Annotated in this window: 17 protein-coding genes, 1 tRNA gene and 1 pseudogene; 11 read left to right on the top strand and 8 right to left on the bottom strand. The window is 62.6% G+C overall.

The window, feature by feature from the left end; all coding sequences use genetic code 11:
• Positions 1-10 precede the first annotated feature (10 nt).
• From BCV67_RS15015 to BCV67_RS15030, 4 genes are all read left to right on the top strand, one after another.
• Positions 11-970: a DNA polymerase III subunit delta' gene (locus BCV67_RS15015; RefSeq protein ID WP_062168775.1), complete on the top strand. Its 960-nt coding sequence runs from the start codon at positions 11-13 to the stop codon at positions 968-970.
• Entirely contained in the window at positions 967-1,320 is a 354-nt protein-coding gene (locus tag BCV67_RS15020) for a PilZ domain-containing protein (RefSeq protein WP_057628929.1), read from the top strand. The genes BCV67_RS15015 and BCV67_RS15020 overlap by 4 nt, the downstream gene beginning before the upstream one ends.
• 63 nt (positions 1,321-1,383) lie before the next feature.
• Positions 1,384-1,458: transfer RNA gene (locus tag BCV67_RS15025), tRNA-Val, on the top strand.
• A 92-nt stretch (positions 1,459-1,550) separates the two neighbouring features.
• Positions 1,551-1,760, top strand: a complete 210-nt coding sequence (locus tag BCV67_RS15030) for a hypothetical protein (RefSeq protein WP_065868142.1) — start codon at positions 1,551-1,553, stop codon at positions 1,758-1,760.
• Positions 1,761-1,925: 165 nt separating this feature from the next.
• Here the strand turns inward: BCV67_RS15030 and BCV67_RS15035 are convergent, their stop codons facing one another.
• The 3 genes from BCV67_RS15035 to BCV67_RS15045 all read right to left on the bottom strand — a co-directional run bounded on the left by BCV67_RS15035 (position 1,926) and on the right by BCV67_RS15045 (position 3,374).
• Positions 1,926-2,348, bottom strand: a complete 423-nt coding sequence (locus BCV67_RS15035; RefSeq protein ID WP_062168773.1) for a hypothetical protein — start codon at positions 2,346-2,348, stop codon at positions 1,926-1,928.
• A gap of 129 nt (positions 2,349-2,477) precedes the next feature.
• Positions 2,478-3,008: a hypothetical protein gene (locus BCV67_RS15040; protein WP_156455854.1), complete on the bottom strand. Its 531-nt coding sequence runs from the start codon at positions 3,006-3,008 to the stop codon at positions 2,478-2,480.
• Between the two features lie 156 nt (positions 3,009-3,164).
• Entirely contained in the window at positions 3,165-3,374 is a 210-nt protein-coding gene (locus BCV67_RS15045) for a hypothetical protein (protein ID WP_062168770.1), read from the bottom strand.
• 361 nt (positions 3,375-3,735) lie between these two features.
• Here BCV67_RS15045 and BCV67_RS19675 point away from each other — a divergent pair, with 361 nt between their 5' ends.
• On the top strand, positions 3,736-3,930 hold the full coding sequence (locus tag BCV67_RS19675; protein ID WP_082746727.1) for a hypothetical protein: 195 nt from the start codon (positions 3,736-3,738) through the stop codon (positions 3,928-3,930).
• A gap of 418 nt (positions 3,931-4,348) precedes the next feature.
• Here the strand turns inward: BCV67_RS19675 and BCV67_RS15050 are convergent, their stop codons facing one another.
• Positions 4,349-4,846, bottom strand: coding sequence for a pyridoxamine 5'-phosphate oxidase family protein (locus BCV67_RS15050; RefSeq protein WP_062168768.1), 498 nt, complete (start codon positions 4,844-4,846; stop codon positions 4,349-4,351).
• A gap of 275 nt (positions 4,847-5,121) precedes the next feature.
• Between BCV67_RS15050 and BCV67_RS15055 the strand changes: the two genes are divergently transcribed.
• The 3 genes from BCV67_RS15055 to BCV67_RS15065 all read left to right on the top strand — a co-directional run bounded on the left by BCV67_RS15055 (position 5,122) and on the right by BCV67_RS15065 (position 9,265).
• Positions 5,122-5,511: a nuclear transport factor 2 family protein gene (locus BCV67_RS15055; protein WP_062168766.1), complete on the top strand. Its 390-nt coding sequence runs from the start codon at positions 5,122-5,124 to the stop codon at positions 5,509-5,511.
• A 776-nt stretch (positions 5,512-6,287) separates the two neighbouring features.
• The gene (locus BCV67_RS15060) at positions 6,288-7,307 is read left to right on the top strand and encodes a DUF4105 domain-containing protein (RefSeq protein ID WP_428999524.1); all 1,020 of its coding nucleotides are present in this window, start codon (positions 6,288-6,290) and stop codon (positions 7,305-7,307) included.
• Positions 7,304-9,265: an esterase/lipase family protein gene (locus BCV67_RS15065; protein ID WP_062168764.1), complete on the top strand. Its 1,962-nt coding sequence runs from the start codon at positions 7,304-7,306 to the stop codon at positions 9,263-9,265. Before BCV67_RS15060 ends, BCV67_RS15065 begins: the two co-directional genes overlap by 4 nt.
• A gap of 71 nt (positions 9,266-9,336) precedes the next feature.
• Here BCV67_RS15065 and BCV67_RS15070 read toward each other — a convergent pair whose 3' ends face one another.
• Positions 9,337-10,698, bottom strand: coding sequence for an MFS transporter (locus BCV67_RS15070; protein ID WP_062171677.1), 1,362 nt, complete (start codon positions 10,696-10,698; stop codon positions 9,337-9,339).
• Positions 10,699-10,772: 74 nt separating this feature from the next.
• On the opposite strand from BCV67_RS15070, the gene soxR reads away from it, so the two are divergent.
• Complete coding sequence (gene soxR, locus BCV67_RS15075; RefSeq protein WP_062168762.1) at positions 10,773-11,207, top strand: redox-sensitive transcriptional activator SoxR; 435 nt, start codon at positions 10,773-10,775, stop codon at positions 11,205-11,207.
• A gap of 122 nt (positions 11,208-11,329) precedes the next feature.
• Here the strand turns inward: soxR and BCV67_RS15080 are convergent, their stop codons facing one another.
• From BCV67_RS15080 to BCV67_RS15090, 3 genes and pseudogenes are all read right to left on the bottom strand, one after another.
• On the bottom strand, positions 11,330-11,791 hold the full coding sequence (locus BCV67_RS15080) for a DUF4426 domain-containing protein (protein ID WP_062168760.1): 462 nt from the start codon (positions 11,789-11,791) through the stop codon (positions 11,330-11,332).
• 241 nt (positions 11,792-12,032) lie between these two features.
• Positions 12,033-12,893 carry a pyrroline-5-carboxylate reductase gene (gene proC / locus BCV67_RS15085; RefSeq protein ID WP_062168758.1) on the bottom strand — a complete coding sequence of 287 codons (861 nt, stop codon included), beginning with the start codon at positions 12,891-12,893 and terminating at the stop codon, positions 12,033-12,035.
• A 19-nt stretch (positions 12,894-12,912) separates the two neighbouring features.
• Positions 12,913-13,521: pseudogene (locus tag BCV67_RS15090) on the bottom strand (YggS family pyridoxal phosphate-dependent enzyme); the annotation flags it as partial.
• A gap of 149 nt (positions 13,522-13,670) precedes the next feature.
• On the opposite strand from BCV67_RS15090, the gene BCV67_RS15095 reads away from it, so the two are divergent.
• Complete coding sequence (locus tag BCV67_RS15095; RefSeq protein WP_057628910.1) at positions 13,671-14,708, top strand: type IV pilus twitching motility protein PilT; 1,038 nt, start codon at positions 13,671-13,673, stop codon at positions 14,706-14,708.
• 121 nt (positions 14,709-14,829) lie between these two features.
• Positions 14,830-15,960, top strand: a complete 1,131-nt coding sequence (locus tag BCV67_RS15100; RefSeq protein WP_062168752.1) for a PilT/PilU family type 4a pilus ATPase — start codon at positions 14,830-14,832, stop codon at positions 15,958-15,960.
• Positions 15,961-16,262: the final 302 nt, after the last annotated feature.

Here is a 16,262-nt window from a genome sequence, read left to right on the forward strand (position 1 = left end):
GGATGTCCCGATGAGCGAAGCACTGGCCCCTTGGCAGCAGCGCGCCTATGACCAGACGGTGGCCGCGCTCGACGCGGGCCGGCTCGGCCATGGTCTGCTGCTGTGCGGCCCGGCCGGCATGGGCAAGCGCGCGGTGGCGATGCGGCTGGCCGCGCACGTACTCAACCACGGCGCAGATGCGGCAGCACGCCAGCGCAACGCCCAGTTGATTGCGGCCGGTACCCATCCGGACCTGCAGTTCACCAGCTTCATCCCCAATAAAACCGGCGACAAGCTGCGCACCGAGATCGTCATCGACCAGGTGCGTGAGATCTCGCAGAAGCTGGCGCTCACCCCGCAGTACGGCGTGGCCCAGGTGGTGATTGTTGACCCGGCCGACGCCATCAACCGCTCCGCCTGCAATGCCTTGCTGAAGACGCTGGAAGAACCGTCGCCCGGCCGCTACCTGTGGCTGCTGAGCGCCGACCCGGCGCGGCTGCCGCAGACCATCCGCAGCCGCTGCCAGCGCCTGGAGTTCCGTATGCCGCCGCGCGAGGAAGCCATGGCCTGGCTGCAGGCACGCGGCTATACCGAGGGCGTGGCGCGTGAAGCGCTGGACGCCGCCCGCGGCCACCCGGCAATGGCCGACCAATGGCTGCAAGGCGAGGGCATGGCCCTGCGCCGGCAGGTGGCCAGCGAGTTGGACCAGCTGCTGGCCGGCAAAGTGGGTAGCGTCGAACTGGCCCAGCGCTGGACCGGCGACGACAACGCCGACCTGCGCCTGCGCCATGCCGCCGACCTGGCACTGAAGAAAGCAGCCGACGGCTTGACCGATCCGGCCCGATTGAACAAGCTGGCCGCCTGGTTTGATGCCGCCAATCGCACCCGCGATCTGCTGCGCACCACCATCCGTGCCGACCTGGCCGTGGTGGAGCTGCTGCTGGCATGGGGCGCGGCCAACCAAGTGCAATCCAAGGGGACAATTCGATGAGTGCGATGAACGCCCGCCAGGGCATCCTTTCACTGGCGGTCAAGGACAAGGCGGCGCTGTATGGCGCCTACATGCCGTTCGTGAAGAACGGTGGCGTCTTCGTACCCACGCCCAAGCGCTATTTCCTCGGTGACGAGGTGTTCCTGCTGCTGACCCTGCCAGACTCCAGCGAGCGCTTGCCGGTGGCCGGCAAGGTGGTCTGGGTCACCCCGTTGGGCGCGCAGGGCAACCGCCAGGCCGGCATCGGCGTGCAGCTTGCCGAAGGCACCGACGGCGAGGCCATCCGCAACAAGATCGAGACCCTGCTGGCCGGCACATCGACCTCGGACAAGCCGACCCAGACGATGTAAATCGATGTGAAGAAAGATGTTGACGTGTTCGCTCAGCCCCCTATAATGAGCGGCTCGCAACACGGGCGGTTAGCTCAGCGGTAGAGCATTGCCTTCACACGGCAAGGGTCACAGGTTCGATCCCTGTACCGCCCACCATCAAAATTTGAGTGTTGCAGAAAAACCGGCGGAAGCCGGTTTTTTCGTAAGTGCAGGGTAAGTGCAAATCACCTCTTTCAAAGGAATTGAAGATGGCAAATGACACCCGCTATTTGGTTTACTCAGACGATCCGGATGCTTTTGACGTAGCAGCTCGGGCCCATGGCTTCGAAAAAGTCGGGCACGGTGAATACATCGTTGTAGGAGATAAAGCCTTGTCCGCAGCCGCCGGGCTTGCCCGTGGTTTTGGCGCAAAGGCGTATGCGCGCGACTTGGCAACCAATAAAGTTATTGAGTTGTAAGATCACCAGTATTCAGAGCTATGGAGGCCCCGCACCAGCCGGTAGCGGGGCTTTTTATTGGCTCTGCCCCTCGAAGGTGACTTGTCGACGCAGGTACCAGGCATCACCTGTTACTCGGTTCATCCGGCTCGTTTCAGGTACAGCGCCTTGGCTGCACCTCAATGGCTAAAGCGTCCGAAGTAGTCCAATCGTAAGGATGCTTATACCAACTAGTGCGAGAAACGCGGAGAGCAGCGTTATCGGTATCCCGAAGCGTTGTGCATTCTCACTGCTGCGGGTGGTGATCGCAGTCTGTATTCGCCCCGCCCAGCCATCGGACGGTTCGGCTGCTATCGACTTGATGACGAAGTTCATTGCCATCAGGCTAAACATGTGCCACGCGACAAAGACGATAGCCGAGGCCAGCAAGAACAAACAGCTCCAAATGCGAGCGTCAATCACTAGATCTTCTCGTGCAATTGCCCACACACCAAAGAAGGTCCCGTATCCAGCAGTGATGAAGAATCCATTCACTTGGATGACTTTCTCCAACAGGTCGTGAATATGCTTCATTCGAGCATCTATCTCGTACTGGCTTGGGTCAGACATTCCTCTCTCTCCTAATTGGCGGTGTTTGTAGCAATTCGTGCCAATTGGCACGTTATAAAAAGCGTAAGATCGCGCCGACGTCTGTTTGAGGGCCGGGGCGAATAGTTGGCTGACAAGAAAACTATTTCGCTAGTTTATGAGCAGAGCAAACCAGTGGTTTCTCTTCCATGCCTTGGTTATCGCTTGGGCGGACTCGAGATGCCGGACAATTCGATCCAGATGCCTCACGGCCGCCGCTAATGACGAATGCAAAGTCTCGCCGTGGCGCAGCAAGTCAACCGAGCTCCATTGCTGGAGAATTTGACTTCCAGCGTGCGCCACATGGCCAAGCAAAGGAACCATTTCGGTGGGTGTGGATGGGTTCTGTAAGTACATCTCACAGGCCCCTATCGCTGTTTTGAAATCAACCGGTACTTGCCCAATTGGCTGTTCAAGCTGCGGCAAAACTTGAACATATCGTTCGGATACTTCTCTTACTCGAACGATGCTCGAGAGGATCGCAATTCGCCTATCAAGCTCCTCTATTCGACGCATCCTAACCGGCACATAAATAGCAAGGAACAAGGCAGTAAGGGAGCCAAAGACTTGAATCCATGTCGCCCATTCGGCTTGGTTAAGGCACGGCCAATTGAGAACCCAGGTGCAATATTGCGCGTCCATATGCATTCCTTGAATTTGGGGTATCAGCATGATGTGCTAGCACTTCACCGGCAATCCCGGCGTAGTTCTGCACCGCAAAAGCCTCTCGGTGCTTATGCTTACAGTACCGGCTAGAACTATCGGTGTTGTTGCTGACACCATCGGGTGTCCTGCGCCTTACTCGTCTCCCATCACGCCGTCGATGAGGGTGAAGGCCTTGGGATATGCGGATGCCACGTCCTGGCGGATGAGGCAGATGAGGCCCACTTCGCCGGTCTCGGCATACGGCTCTTTCAACAGTTGGATTGAAACCAATTCGCGCATGTAAATGGTGAAGAGCGGGAAGCCACTAGCGTAGATGGCGGCCGCTTTGTCGGCGGTGCCCACCGTCTAGTTGGTTGGGATCTGATTGGTGGTGCGAAACTTCCTGCCGCTCAGGGCTTCCGGACGGCGCAGCGGCTGGCCGAATCGAGCAGCACAAGGATTTCCGTGATTTCAGCTTCAAGGCTTTCGGCAGCGAACAAAGCAGGTACAACCAGTTGGCTGCTTCGGTTGTGGCGTTGCTGCCGCAAGTTGAGGCTTGGTTGGAGAGCGGAATCAAAGGGCCGAACATTCATTGAAGTTCGATGCCGCCTTGGTGTTTTAGGGGCTGTCCGTACTTCAAGATTTGTGGGCTATTAAACGAAATCTGCTTTCCAGAAAACCTATGCTGGGCCGCCTGAATGATCAGGCCAACAAGGAAAGTGGCATGAAGAAGTGGATCAAGCGCGTTGCCGCCTGTGGCTTTCTTTCTATGGCTGTCTTTGGTGGTACGGCCTCGGCGTCCTGGTGCGGTACGCCGTGTGTGAATTCATACAACGCCTGCATCGCGCGGGGTACTGCGCCTGATAGGTGCGAGGCGATTCTAGAAGCATGTCTGGAAGGCCTGTGTCCCAACGGTTGAGCCGAGTCGGCGATTTTCCGCTGACGAAGGGTGCGGCGTGACTGCATGCCCTTTGCTCATGTAAAAAAAAGCCGGCCCTGGGCCGGCTTTTTTGGTTCCGATGCCAATCAGCGCCCGAATCAGAGCAGCGGCGTAGCACGGGTAAGCGCGGCGCATCCCGGAGATTGAGGTCTGGTGGTCTTCAAGGCTGTGCGCGTAAGGCCCCCGGGTGCGCTGCGCTTACCCTAGCTTCCGTAAATATCTGGCGGATTGCGGGGCTGATTTACTTGAATGAGTGGCAGCGCAGCTCCGGCGGCTGTTCGATGCTTTCCTGTCTGCAAGCCCTGCGATACGCGGCCTTGGCTGCTGGCATCTGCGAACCCTTCCAACCGCTACGCAGTGGGCGACCACCAAACCATGGTGGCCGCCCGGCGCCTGCTCAGAGATTTACCGAGCCGGTGTCGCTGAGCGCTTCGTGATTGCCGGTGGTGGCGACCGTGGCAAAGAACACCAGTTTGGTCAGCAGGTTTCCGGGGCCGTCCCAATAGTCGGCGTGCTGCGCGTCGATACGGATGAGGCAGACGCGCGGGTCGTCCTTGCCGCCTTTGAAGAAGGCGTTCATTGGTGCGGACCATAGACGGGCAATCTGGGCGCGATCCTGACTGATACTGCCGCGCCCGGCCACGGAAATGAAGTTGTTGTCGCCTTCGTGCATGAAGCCCACGTTCGCCTCGGGATTGGCCTGCAGGTCGATCACGGCGGCGTTGTCGATTTCCGTGGCGAACCAGAAGCCACCGTCGAACTCGTCGCCCAGTGGCGTCATCGGCCGTGAATGCATGCTGCCGTCGGCGCCGCGGGTGGTGAGCATTGCGGTGCCGAACTTCTTGATCAGCTTGACCAGTTTTTCCTGTTGTTCAGTCTGGTTTTCGTTGTGCATGAGCTGTCCTCCGTGGTGTGGGACCAGCCTGTAAGCCGCTGCGTATAAAGGGCGAGAAGGTATGTGCATGCCGCCATTACATCCGACGCTGGTGCGACTCAGGCACTGAGCTGCGGCGTGGTCAGGGAGGGTGATGAAACGTCCACCGGGATGCGCAGTCATCGAGCTGAAGCCGGCAGACGGGGATCATGTTTGCCGCCGCGTAGCGTCTGTGTCACGTGTGCCCAACAAGCGGTGTGACAGCCTGATTTAACTTCCCCCAAGCGGAGCGTGACATGACAACACGTGCCGAAATATTGGAACTTGAGCGTGCGTTCTGGCAGGCCATGGTCGACCAGCAACCGACCAAGGCGGCCGCGCTGCTGCCCGAAAAGGCGTCAATGGTCTCGATGTACGGCGTCCATCATTTCAGTCCGGCCGAGTACGTGGCGATGGCCGAGCAGGGAACTGCGCGGGTCACGGGGTTTTCGTTCTCCGATGAGGAGGTGTTTTTCCCCATCGATGACGTCGCCATCCTGACGTACAAGGTCAGGCAGAACTTTGAAGTTGATGGCAAGCCGCAGGAAATGATCTGTTTTGACAGCACCACCTGGGCAAAGAGGGACGGCAAGTGGCTGGCAGCGGCGCATACCGAGACGCCGGCGCAGCAAGGCAAGCCTGCCTAGTTGCAGATGCGGGCCGGCTTGATCAGGTGCCCGGGTCGCCGTTCAGCGGCGTGCCTGTAGGAGCGGCGTCAGCCGCGAAACTGATGCAGGGTCAGATGGCGCAACGGGCAGAGGTTTCAGCACCGCCAGCTTCGCGGCTTACGCCGCTCCTACAAGCTGCCGATGTGTTTGCCGCTTAGGTGAATCGGGCTGTGGCGTAGCCCGGGTAAGCGAAGCGCACCCGGGGCAGTTCGCGCCAAGCAGAAAGGTTCATTGGATTCCCTCTTCCCGGGTGCGCTGCGCTTACCCGGGCTACCGGTTGGCTAGTTGCTTGTGGGAGCGGCGTCAGCCGCGAAGCTGATATCGCGTCAGATGGCACAAGGGCCAACGGTTTCAGCAACTTTAGCTTCGCGGCTGACGCCGCTCCTACAAACTGCCGGTGCGCTTATCGTCAAGGGAGACCGGATAGACGCCCGCGCACCCGGGAGGATGGGAGCTGGCGGTCTTTCAGCTCATTTGCCGACGGCCCCGGGTGCGCTGCGCTTACCCGGGCTACTGTGTTTCCCTCGTTGATCGGGTGGCTGGCCTACCTGCATGTGAACAGGGGGGCGGGTCGGGGAGGTTTTTTGTTGTTTCACTCCGCTTTCCACGTCCGGCAGGCTATCTTTGCCGCGGGTCGCTGGCGACCCATTCATTTTGGGCGGCTGGTGCCGGCTGGGCGCGCTGCGCGCTACCGGGGCCGTTGGGTCTTTCAGGAGAGTGAAGTGGTGAATGTAGGGAAGCGGCGTCTGTGCAGTGTGGTGCGTGGCGTCGGTCGGGTCCTGTTGGCGTTCTTGTGCCTTTGCATCGGCCTCTGGGGTGGTTTTGCGCTGTGGTACCAGTTCCCCGGCAACGTGGTGGCCAAGGTGGTCGCCATCCTGGTGTGGTGCGTGCCCAGCATCTGGGCGATCCGCGCCGGCTTCGGGCCGGTGCGGCGCTGGCATTCACTGGCGGTGTTCGGCGTACTGTTCGCGGTGATGTTGATCTGGTGGGCGACGATCACCCCGCAGCAGGACCGGGCCTGGGCCGACGACGTTGCGCAGCCGCTGCATGCGCGCATCGAGGGCGACCGCCTGATCATCGACAACGTGCGCAACTTCCACTGGCGCAGTGAAACCGACTACGACGTGCGCTGGGAAAAGCGCGAATACGATCTGTCGCAGGTACAGTCGGTGGACATGATCCTGTCCTACTGGATGGGCCCGGCCATTGCCCACACGCTGGTCTCGTTCGGCTTTGCCGATGGCCGCCAGCTGGTGTTCTCGCTGGAAATCCGCAAGGAGCAGGGCGAATCGTTCTCGGCGCTGGGCGGTTTCTTCCGCAAGTTCGAGGCGGTGCTGGTGGCCTCGGACGAGCGCGACATCGTGCTGACGCGCAGCAATGTGCGCGGCGAGGATGTCTATCTGTACCGCCTGCATGGGCTGAGCCCGGACAAGATGCGTGAACTACTGCGTTTCTATGTGGACCGCGCGCAGCAGCTGGAGCAGGCCCCGCGTTTCTACAATACGTTGACCAGCAACTGCACCACGGTGGTGTTCGAGCTGATGCGCCGCATCCAGCCCAACCTGCCGCTGGATTACCGGCTGCTGGCTTCGGGCTACCTGGCCGAATATGCCGAGGATGTTGGCGGCCTGACCCCCGGCGTGCCGTTGGCGCGTCTGCAACAATTGGGGCGTATCACGCTGCGGGCCCGTGAAGCGGGCGATGTGGCAGATTTCTCTTCCCGCATACGCGCAGGCGTACCGGGCATTCCCGCCTCAGGAACGACCAGCCAATGAACCCCAACCCGCAGACATGGATACGCCGGCTGCTGCCGGTGGTCGCGGTAATGGCGCTGCTGCTGTCCAGCGGCTGCGCCATGGTGAAGATGAAAGCGGTGAGCAACACCGACTATGTGATGCTCAAGCGCGGCGACATTCTCAGCACCGGCAAGCTCAGTGCCTTGTCGCAGGAATCGCTGTCGGTGATCGGCCTGACCGAAAGCGACTGCAGCAAGGACATGCCGGCCTGCCGGCAGACGGTGGCGGACAATGATGGCCTGCAGTCCGAACAGCGGTTGTCCACGCTGGCCGAGTTGTGGATGCAGCAGGCACTGGCGCTTACTCCCAAGCCCAAGGGCAACGAGCCCATCGAGTTGCCGCCGGCCGCATTGAATGCCTGGCTGGAAACCGCGCGTTATTCGTACCTCTACCTGTTCTTCAGCGGCCGCAGCCCGGCGCAGCGTGCCTTGGAAGACCGGCTTACCCAGGTGCGGGATTACTACAACTACGCTACCGAGCAGGCCGCATCGGTGGTCTTCCAGCGCACCCGTGCACGGGCATTGGAGGGCGAGGACATCAACCGGCCGGTGCAGGTGGACGATTGGACCATCCGCGCCAAGTTTGACGATCTCAAGCTGCAGGGCGTGCCCAAGCAGCTGGTGGCTGCATCGTCGGTGAGTTTCGCCGGCCTGCGCAGCTCCTACCGCCGCGATGGCTTCGGTGCCGAGCTGGTGGCAATGATGGAAGCGCCAGCGCTGGCACAGGCGGTGGAAGTGGAAGAACGCAAGCAGGATCTTCCGCTGTACAGCGAGATGCCGGCCATCAACGTGACTGCCGTGCTGAACTTCAGCGGCAATACGCTGGAAGAAGTGCTGGCAACCCGCGACGTGCAGCTGGAAGCCTATTCGCCGGACCAGTCCAGCATCCAGATGCGTGGCCAGGAAGTTCCGCTGGCCGCCAACTTCACCGCTGCCTATGGGCTGTGGCTTGCCCAATCGGGTTTTGCCACCGAGTCACTGCGCACCTTGTTTGGCCGTGGCGAAGGCATCCGCGAGCCGCATATCTACCTGATGCAGCCCTACGATCCGAACAAGCGCATCATCTTCATGCTGCACGGCCTGGCCAGCAGCCCGGAGGCCTGGGTGAACCTGGCCAACGAAATCATGGGCGATGAGGAAATGCGCGAGCACTACCAGGTGTGGTCGGTCTATTACCCGACCAACGCGCCGATCGCCTTGAACCGCTACACCATCAGCAAGGCCTTCAACGGCACGCTGCGCCACTTCGACCCGACCGGAACCGCGCCGGCCTCGCACGACATGGTCTTCATCGGCCACAGCATGGGCGGCGTGATCGCCCGGCTGATGCTCAGTGACTCGGGTGACGTGCTCTGGGAAAACACCCGCAAGCGCTACAACCTGCAGGGCGAGCGGTTGGCGCGGGTGGAGGCCAAGCTCGGGCCGGTGCTGCATTTCACCCCGCAGCCCAACGTGGAGCGGGCGATTTTCCTGGCCTCGCCGCACAAGGGCACCGATGCCGCCGGCAACCGCGTAGGGCGCTTGATCGGCAAGCTGGTGCGCTTGCCGCTGACCATCCTCGGCGCCTTCGGTGATGCCTTCATGGCCTTGCAGGATCCCGGCGAAACCGATGGCAAGAAGCCCAAGGAGCCGGTCATCACCAACAGCATTGAAAACCTCAAGGCCAGTGATCCCTTCATCGAGGCGTCCTCGGCCTTGCCGATCAAGCCGGGCCTGAAGTACCACTCCATCATCGCCAAGCGCAAGGCTGACGTGCCCACCCCTGAGTCCGACGATGGGCTGGTGCCGTACTGGAGTGCGCATCTTGATGGCGCGCTGTCGGAGAAAGTGATCGTGTCCGGCCACAGCGTGCAGGAAACACCGGAAGCGGTGCTGGAAGTGCGCCGCATTCTGCGCCAGGACCTGCTGGAAGTGGAAGGCGTGGATAGCGCGCACTGAGCCAGTGCCGGGCTGCAATGTGCAGCCCTTCCCGTGAGTGGCTGGATCGCGCAATTGCGCGGCCCAGCCACTCAGCCGATGCGGCGGCTGACCTGGGTTGCCAGCGCTGCCAGTAGCAGCGTCACCATGAAGCACAGCAGGTAGCCGGTGGTTTCATTGCCGCCCACCAGGGCAGCGAACAGTGAGCCGGAGATCGCCAGCGTCGCGGCGACTGCAACGCCTTCGCTCAGCTGCAGGGCGGAACTGTTGTTGCCCTGTTCGTGTGGCGCCGACAACGACAGCGTCAACACCGACAGGCTGGGATAGATCAGGCCCATGCCCAGCCCGGTCAACGACCAGCCCGCCAATGCCATCGCCAACGGCACGCTGGGGTAGAGGGTAAGCACGCTGATCAGCAGACCGGCCAGCATCAACCAGGTGCCGGTCTGCAGCATGCGCAGGCGGCTCCAGCCGAAGTGCTGGTGGCCTTGCAGCCATGAGCCGGAGAACCAGCCCAGTGCGCCCAGGCTGAGTGCGGCGCCGGCCCATAGCGGCGACAGGCCACGCTCACGTTGCAGCAGCAGCGGCAGGAAGGCTTCACAGCTGAAGAATGCCGAGGCGGCGATGCCGCGCAGCGCGATGACGCTGGGCAAACCGGGGCGCAACAGCAAGGTGCCGCGCGGCAGCAGATGACGGCTGCACAGCACCAGCGCAGCCAGCGCGGCGGCCATGGTCAACAAGGCCGGCGCGCCATGTAGCTGTCCGCCCACATACAGCAGCAATGCCGCCAACGCGGTGCCGATTGCCCAGCGCACCACCGGCACCTGCGCGACATCGCGGCGGATGCTGGTGTGGGTGCTGCGCAGTGCCGGCAACAGCAGCCAGGCAGCGGGCAGGGCCAGGATCGGTACGCTGAGGAAGACCCAGCGCCAGCTGGCGTGCTGCACGATCCAGCCGCTCAGGCCCGGGCCGATCAGCGAGGGCACCACCCAACCGGCGGAGAACGCCGCGAATACCTTGGGCCGCAACACCTCCGGGTAGGTGCGCGCCACCAGCACGTACAGCGATACCGAGATGGCGCCGATGCCGATACCCTGCAGCAGGCGGCCGACGATCAGCACATCCATGCGTGGCGCCAGCCCGGCCAGCACCAGCCCGATCAGGAAGCTGCCCATGCCCAGCCACAAGGGTTTTGCCGGGCCTTGCTGGTCGCACAGGCGGCCGGCGAGGGTCATGCCGATCACGCTGGTGGCCAGGGCGCCGCCAAATGCCAATGCGTACAGGCGCAATCCGTCCAATGCCTGCGCCACGCTGGGCATGGCCGCAGCCACGGCCAGGGCTTCGAAGGCGATCAGCGAGATCAAGGCGACCATGCCGATGGTGGTGGCGCGGTACTGCGGGGCGAGGATCGAGGTGGCGGGTGGAGGTGCCGAGGTGCTGCTGGGTGAACTCATGATGCGGACTGACTGCTTGAGTTGCGGATGGGAGGCATGCAGCATCACACCTCAACCATGGTTGAGGTCAACGGATGTCCACGCGGGAACTGAGTGTAGGGGAAGTGGCACGACGCAGCGGGATCGCCATATCGGCACTGCACTTCTATGAGCGCAAGGGGCTGATCCAGAGCCAGCGCACGGCGGGCAACCAGCGCCGCTTCCAGAGTGACGTGCTGCGGCGATTGGCGGTGATCCAGGCGGCACAGCGGGTTGGCATGCCGTTGCAGGCGGTGGCGCGGCGGCTGGGCGAACTGCCGGCAGGGCGCGCGCCGAGCAAGGCGGAGTGGGCCAGGATGTCCGCGCGTTGGCGCAAGGAGCTGGATGCGCACATCCAGGTGCTGCAGTTCATGCGTGACCAGCTCACGGATTGCATCGGTTGTGGCTGCCTGTCACTCAAACGCTGCGGCCTGCTTAATCCGCAGGATGTGCTGGGTGAGCAGGGCGAGGGCCCGCAATTGGTGGGCTAGGCCAGGCAATAACGCCGCTGCTTCAAGCTGCTCTTGGCTGCCGGAACGTCCAACCGATTGCCAGCGCGGCACTGGAAGCAGCGAACGGCAGCTTGCCTTGCGTCGCAACTCGGAAGTTCAGCTCAGAAGTTCCGCTCGAAACGCAGCTTGCCGTTGCCGGCAGCAGCGCTTATCTGCAGATCCACGCGCAGTTGATCGCGCGGATGCGCATCGAGCACGCCGATCAGATCCGTATACGGACCGGTGCGCACCGCCCGCAGTTCAATCTGCTGGCGCTTGCCGGACAGATCGGTGGCGGTGGCCTGCACTTTGCCTTCGGCCGGCAGCTCTTCGCCCTGTGCCAGTTGCCGCAGGGCGACCACCAGCAGCGCACGGTCGGCTTCGCGCTGCACCTGGTAGCTGCGTGCCACCGCTTCATTCATCGCCAGCGTGGGCAGCAGGTTGTAATGCACGCGCAGGCTGCCGAGGTCGGCGTGGCTGGGTTGTGATTGCTGGATCACCGCAGCCTGCGGGGCTTGTTGTGCGGAACAGGCGCTGAGCGTGAGCAGGAGGGTGGAGGACAGCGTTAGGGCGAGCCGGTGCATGGTGATGGTGTCCTTGGGCTGTGTTGGTTGCGGCGTTCCAAGTGCATAAGAGCTGCAAGGCTGCGCCTTGTTCCTCTCCCCAACCCCCGCTCCGCGCCCTGGCCCTTGCGCCGGCGCAAGGGCGTTCGATGGGCAACGAACCGGTGGTTCGTAAGCTGCCCCTCTCACACCGCAAGGGGAGGGGTTGTTTAAAGCAGATCTCTACGAGTGCACGCACATGCATTGGTGAAAGTAATGCAGATCAATCGTTCGCAGCGGACAGTTCCTTACCGCGTTTGGCTGCGGCATCGATGGCGCGCGCGGTCAGTGCTTCAAAGCCGCCGGCCTGGAAGGTTTCGATGGCGGCCTGGGTGGTGCCGCCAGGCGAGGTCACGCGGCGGCGCAGTTCGGCCGGTGCTTCGCCGGCTTCGGTCAGCATGCGGGCGGCGCCGAGGATGGTGTCCAGCACCAGCGTGCGTGCCGCATCCGCTGGCAGGCCTTGTTCCAGCGCTGCCGCTTCCATGGCTTCGGCCAGCAGGAATACATAGGCCGGGCCACTGCCGGAGACCGCGGTTACCGCATCCATCTGGGTTTCGCTTTCGATCCATACGGTGCGGCCGGCGCTGGCCAGTACCTGCTCGGTCTGCGCGCGCTGCGCAGCGGACACGCGTGGGTTGGCAAACAGGCCGGTGACGCCGGCACCGAGCAGGGCAGGAGTGTTGGGCATGGCGCGGACGATGGCCTGGTTGCCGCCGAGCCAGCGCTCCAACTGTGCAGCGGTGATGCCGGCGGCGATCGAGGCGACCACCGGCTGCCTGCTGGCAGCAATGCTGGCCAGTGCCTCGCAGACGGTCCGCATCACCTGCGGTTTGACCGCCATCAGCCACAGCCCGGCATGCCCGGCGGCGGCTTCCGCCGTGTCATGGGTGTGGACGCCGAAGTCCTGCGCCAGCGCCTGGCGCAGGGAGGCGACCGGTTCGGCCACATGGATGCGGCCGGCGGCCATGCCGCGCCGCAGCAGGCCGGCGATCAGGCTGCGGGCCATGTTGCCGCCGCCGATGAAGGCGACATCAGTGTCGGGGAGCTGGGTGTCGGGAAGGTCTGCGTGCTGGGGGCTGGTCATCAATCCAATCTCGGGACGATCAAGGGGAGGGGCGCTGGCCGAACAGCGCGGTGCCGACTCTGACCATGGTCGAGCCAGCGGCGATGGCCTCGGCGAAATCACTGCTCATGCCCATCGAAAGTGTATCGACCTGCGGGGAGTGCGCGGCCAGGCCGGCAAACAGGTCCTGCATCCGCGTGAAGGCGGCCTGGCGCTTGGCCGCTTCCGGGAACGGTGCCGGGATCGCCATCAGCCCGCGCAGGCACAGCCGTGGTTCGTTGGCGATGGCCTCGGCCAGCCCGGCAATCTGCTCGGGCGCGCAGCCGTGCTTGCTGTCCTCGTCATCGATGTTGACCTGGATCAGCACGTTGAGGGGGGGCAAAGCGGCCGGGCGGTAGCGGGCCAGGGCGCTGACCAGCTTGGGCCGGTCCACCGTCTGCACCCAGTCGAAGACCTGCGCGGCCAGCTCGGCCTTGTTGGACTGCAGGTGGCCGATCAGGTGCCATTCCAAGCCCAGTACGCGCAGTTCGGCGATCTTGGCCGCCGCTTCCTGCACATAGTTTTCCCCGAAGGCGCGCTGCCCCTGGGCGGCCAGCGCGGCCACCGCGGCGGCGGGCTGCAGCTTGGAAACGGCCAGCAGCCGGACCGGCTGTGAAGGCCTGGAAGCCGCCTCGATCTGCTGCCCAAGGGTGGCCAAAGATACGGTTTGCAATGCATCAACCTCTTACGTGGGAAGGCTATACTGCCCGCCAGGGGAAACACCTTACAGATACTCGCAACGCAGGGGACAGAGCGCGTATGGATATCGCTGAACTATTGGCGTTCTCGGTCAAGAACAAGGCCTCGGACTTACACCTTTCCGCCGGCTTGCCGCCGATGATCCGCGTGGACGGTGACGTCCGTCGCATCAATATCCCGGCGCTGGACCACAAACAAGTGCACGCGCTGGTGTACGACATCATGTCGGACAAGCAGCGGCGCGATTACGAAGAGTTCCTCGAGGTCGATTTCTCGTTCGAGATTCCCTCGCTGGCGCGCTTCCGTGTCAACGCGTTCAACCAGAACCGTGGTGCCGGTGCGGTGTTCCGTACCATTCCCTCGGAAGTGCTGACGCTGGAAGACTTGGCGTGTCCGCCGATCTTCCGCGAGCTGATCGAGCAGCCGCAGGGGCTGATCCTGGTTACCGGCCCGACCGGTTCGGGCAAGTCGACCACGCTGGCAGCGATGATCGACCACATCAACAAGAACGAATACGGTCATATCCTCACCGTCGAGGACCCGATCGAATTCGTGCACACCTCGCAGAAGTGCCTGATCAACCAGCGCGAAGTGCACCGCGATACGCACGGCTTCAACGAAGCACTGCGCTCGGCACTGCGTGAAGACCCGGACATCATCCTGGTCGGCGAATTGCGTGACCTGGAAACCATCCGCCTGGCGCTGACCGCGGCCGAAACCGGCCATCTGGTGTTTGGCACGCTGCACACCAGCTCGGCCGCCAAGACCATCGACCGTATCGTCGACGTGTTCCCGGCCGGTGAAAAGCCGATGGTGCGCTCGATGTTGTCCGAGTCGCTGCGCGCGGTCATCTCGCAGGCACTGCTCAAGCGCGTGGGTGGCGGCCGTATTGCCTCGCACGAAATCATGGTGGCCACCCCGGCCATCCGTAACCTGATCCGCGAAGACAAGGTGGCGCAGATGTACTCGGCCATCCAGACCGGCCAGCAGGTAGGCATGCAGACCCTGGATCAGAATCTGCAGGATCTGGTCAAGCGCAGCCTGATCACGCGCAACCAGGCCAAGGAATACGCCAAGGACAAGCGTCTGTTCGAGTAATGCCGGCCATGCCGGTACAGCTTATTCGAGATTGGATATTGGCCAAGGCGGGATGCCGGCAGGGGCCGGGCGCAAGCCCTGTTTCTGAGCGTCGCATCCCGGCTCCTACAGGGAACTTCCCATGAGTACTATCGACTTCACCTCCTTCCTCAAACTGATGGCGCACCAGAAGGCGTCCGACCTTTTCATCACCGCCGGCATGCCGCCGTCGATGAAGGTCAACGGCAAGCTGTCGCCGATCACCCAGACACCACTGACGGCACAGCAGAGCCGCGACATGGTGCTCAACGTGATGACGCCGGCGCAGCGCGAGGAATTCGAGAAAACCCACGAATGCAACTTCGCCATTGGCGTATCCGGCGTGGGCCGCTTCCGTGTGAGCTGCTTCTACCAGCGCAACCAGGTGGGCATGGTGCTGCGTCGCATCGAGACGCGCATTCCCACCGTCGAAGAGCTGAGCCTGCCGCCGGTGATCAAGACGCTGGCCATGACCAAGCGCGGCATCATCCTGTTTGTGGGTGCCACCGGTACCGGCAAGTCGACCTCGCTGGCGGCGATGATCGGCTACCGCAACCAGAACTCCACCGGCCACATCATCACCATCGAAGACCCGATCGAATTCGTGCACAAGCACGAAGGCTGCATCGTCACCCAGCGTGAAGTGGGCATCGATACCGACAGCTGGGAAGCGGCGCTGAAGAACACCCTGCGCCAGGCGCCGGACGTGATCATGATCGGCGAAATCCGTACCCGCGAGGGCATGGACCACGCCGTCGCATTCGCCGAAACGGGCCACCTGGTGCTGGCAACGCTGCACGCCAACAACGCCAACCAGGCGATGGACCGCATCATCAACTTCTTCCCGGAAGACCGCCGCAACCAGTTGCTGATGGATTTGTCGCTGAACCTGAAGGGCGTGGTCGCGCAGCAGCTGGTGCCCAGCCCGGATGGCAAGAGCCGCCGCGTGGCGATGGAAATCCTGCTGGGCACGCCGCTGGTGCAGGATTACATCCGCGACGGCGAAGTGCACAAGCTCAAGGAAGTGATGAAGGACTCGGTGCAGCTGGGCATGAAGACCTTCGACCAGAGCCTGTTCGAGCTGTACCAGGCTGGCGAGATCAGCTACGACGACGCCTTGCGTTACGCCGATTCGCAGAACGAAGTGCGCCTGCGTATCAAGCTGTCGCAGGGCGGCGACGCCAAGACCCTGTCGCAGGGTTTGGATGGTGTGGAGATTGCCGAGGTTCGCTGATTCTGGCGGACGGGCCGGTTTGAAGAGCCGCTCCTTTGGGGGCGGCTTTTTTGTTTGGGGCTGTAGGGAAGATCAAGATCAAGATCAACGGCCCCCTCCCGAACCCTCCCCTTCGCTACGCGAAAGGGAGGGGCCAGAGCAAAGCAAAGCAAAGCAGAGCAAAGCCAAAGCCGGAGCAGAAGCAGAAGCAGAAGCAGAAGCGGCAGCCGCTCTTCCCCCTCCCTTTCGCGCAGCGAAGGGGAGGGCCGGGGAGGGGTGCTTTGGCTCCGGCTTTCAATGCCGTAGCCCGGGTAAGCGCAGCG

The sequence above is a fragment of the Stenotrophomonas nitritireducens genome (assembly GCF_001700965.1).
Lineage (GTDB): Bacteria > Pseudomonadota > Gammaproteobacteria > Xanthomonadales > Xanthomonadaceae > Stenotrophomonas > Stenotrophomonas nitritireducens_A.

Bases quoted from the DNA above. Each gene is read 5' to 3' on its own strand.
- BCV67_RS15015 (WP_062168775.1), top strand. From the start codon at position 11: ATGAGCGAAGCACTGGCCCCTTGGCAGCAGCGCGCCTATGACCAGACG.
- BCV67_RS15020 (WP_057628929.1), top strand. From the start codon at position 967: ATGAGTGCGATGAACGCCCGCCAGGGCATCCTTTCACTGGCGGTCAAG.
- BCV67_RS15030 (WP_065868142.1), top strand. From the start codon at position 1,551: ATGGCAAATGACACCCGCTATTTGGTTTACTCAGACGATCCGGATGCT.
- BCV67_RS15035 (WP_062168773.1), bottom strand. From the start codon at position 2,348: ATGTCTGACCCAAGCCAGTACGAGATAGATGCTCGAATGAAGCATATT.
- BCV67_RS15040 (WP_156455854.1), bottom strand. From the start codon at position 3,008: ATGGACGCGCAATATTGCACCTGGGTTCTCAATTGGCCGTGCCTTAAC.
- BCV67_RS19675 (WP_082746727.1), top strand. From the start codon at position 3,736: ATGAAGAAGTGGATCAAGCGCGTTGCCGCCTGTGGCTTTCTTTCTATG.
- BCV67_RS15050 (WP_062168768.1), bottom strand. From the start codon at position 4,846: ATGCACAACGAAAACCAGACTGAACAACAGGAAAAACTGGTCAAGCTG.
- BCV67_RS15055 (WP_062168766.1), top strand. From the start codon at position 5,122: ATGACAACACGTGCCGAAATATTGGAACTTGAGCGTGCGTTCTGGCAG.
- BCV67_RS15065 (WP_062168764.1), top strand. From the start codon at position 7,304: ATGAACCCCAACCCGCAGACATGGATACGCCGGCTGCTGCCGGTGGTC.
- BCV67_RS15070 (WP_062171677.1), bottom strand. From the start codon at position 10,698: ATGAGTTCACCCAGCAGCACCTCGGCACCTCCACCCGCCACCTCGATC.
- soxR (WP_062168762.1), top strand. From the start codon at position 10,773: ATGTCCACGCGGGAACTGAGTGTAGGGGAAGTGGCACGACGCAGCGGG.
- BCV67_RS15080 (WP_062168760.1), bottom strand. From the start codon at position 11,791: ATGCACCGGCTCGCCCTAACGCTGTCCTCCACCCTCCTGCTCACGCTC.
- proC (WP_062168758.1), bottom strand. From the start codon at position 12,893: ATGACCAGCCCCCAGCACGCAGACCTTCCCGACACCCAGCTCCCCGAC.
- BCV67_RS15095 (WP_057628910.1), top strand. From the start codon at position 13,671: ATGGATATCGCTGAACTATTGGCGTTCTCGGTCAAGAACAAGGCCTCG.
- BCV67_RS15100 (WP_062168752.1), top strand. From the start codon at position 14,830: ATGAGTACTATCGACTTCACCTCCTTCCTCAAACTGATGGCGCACCAG.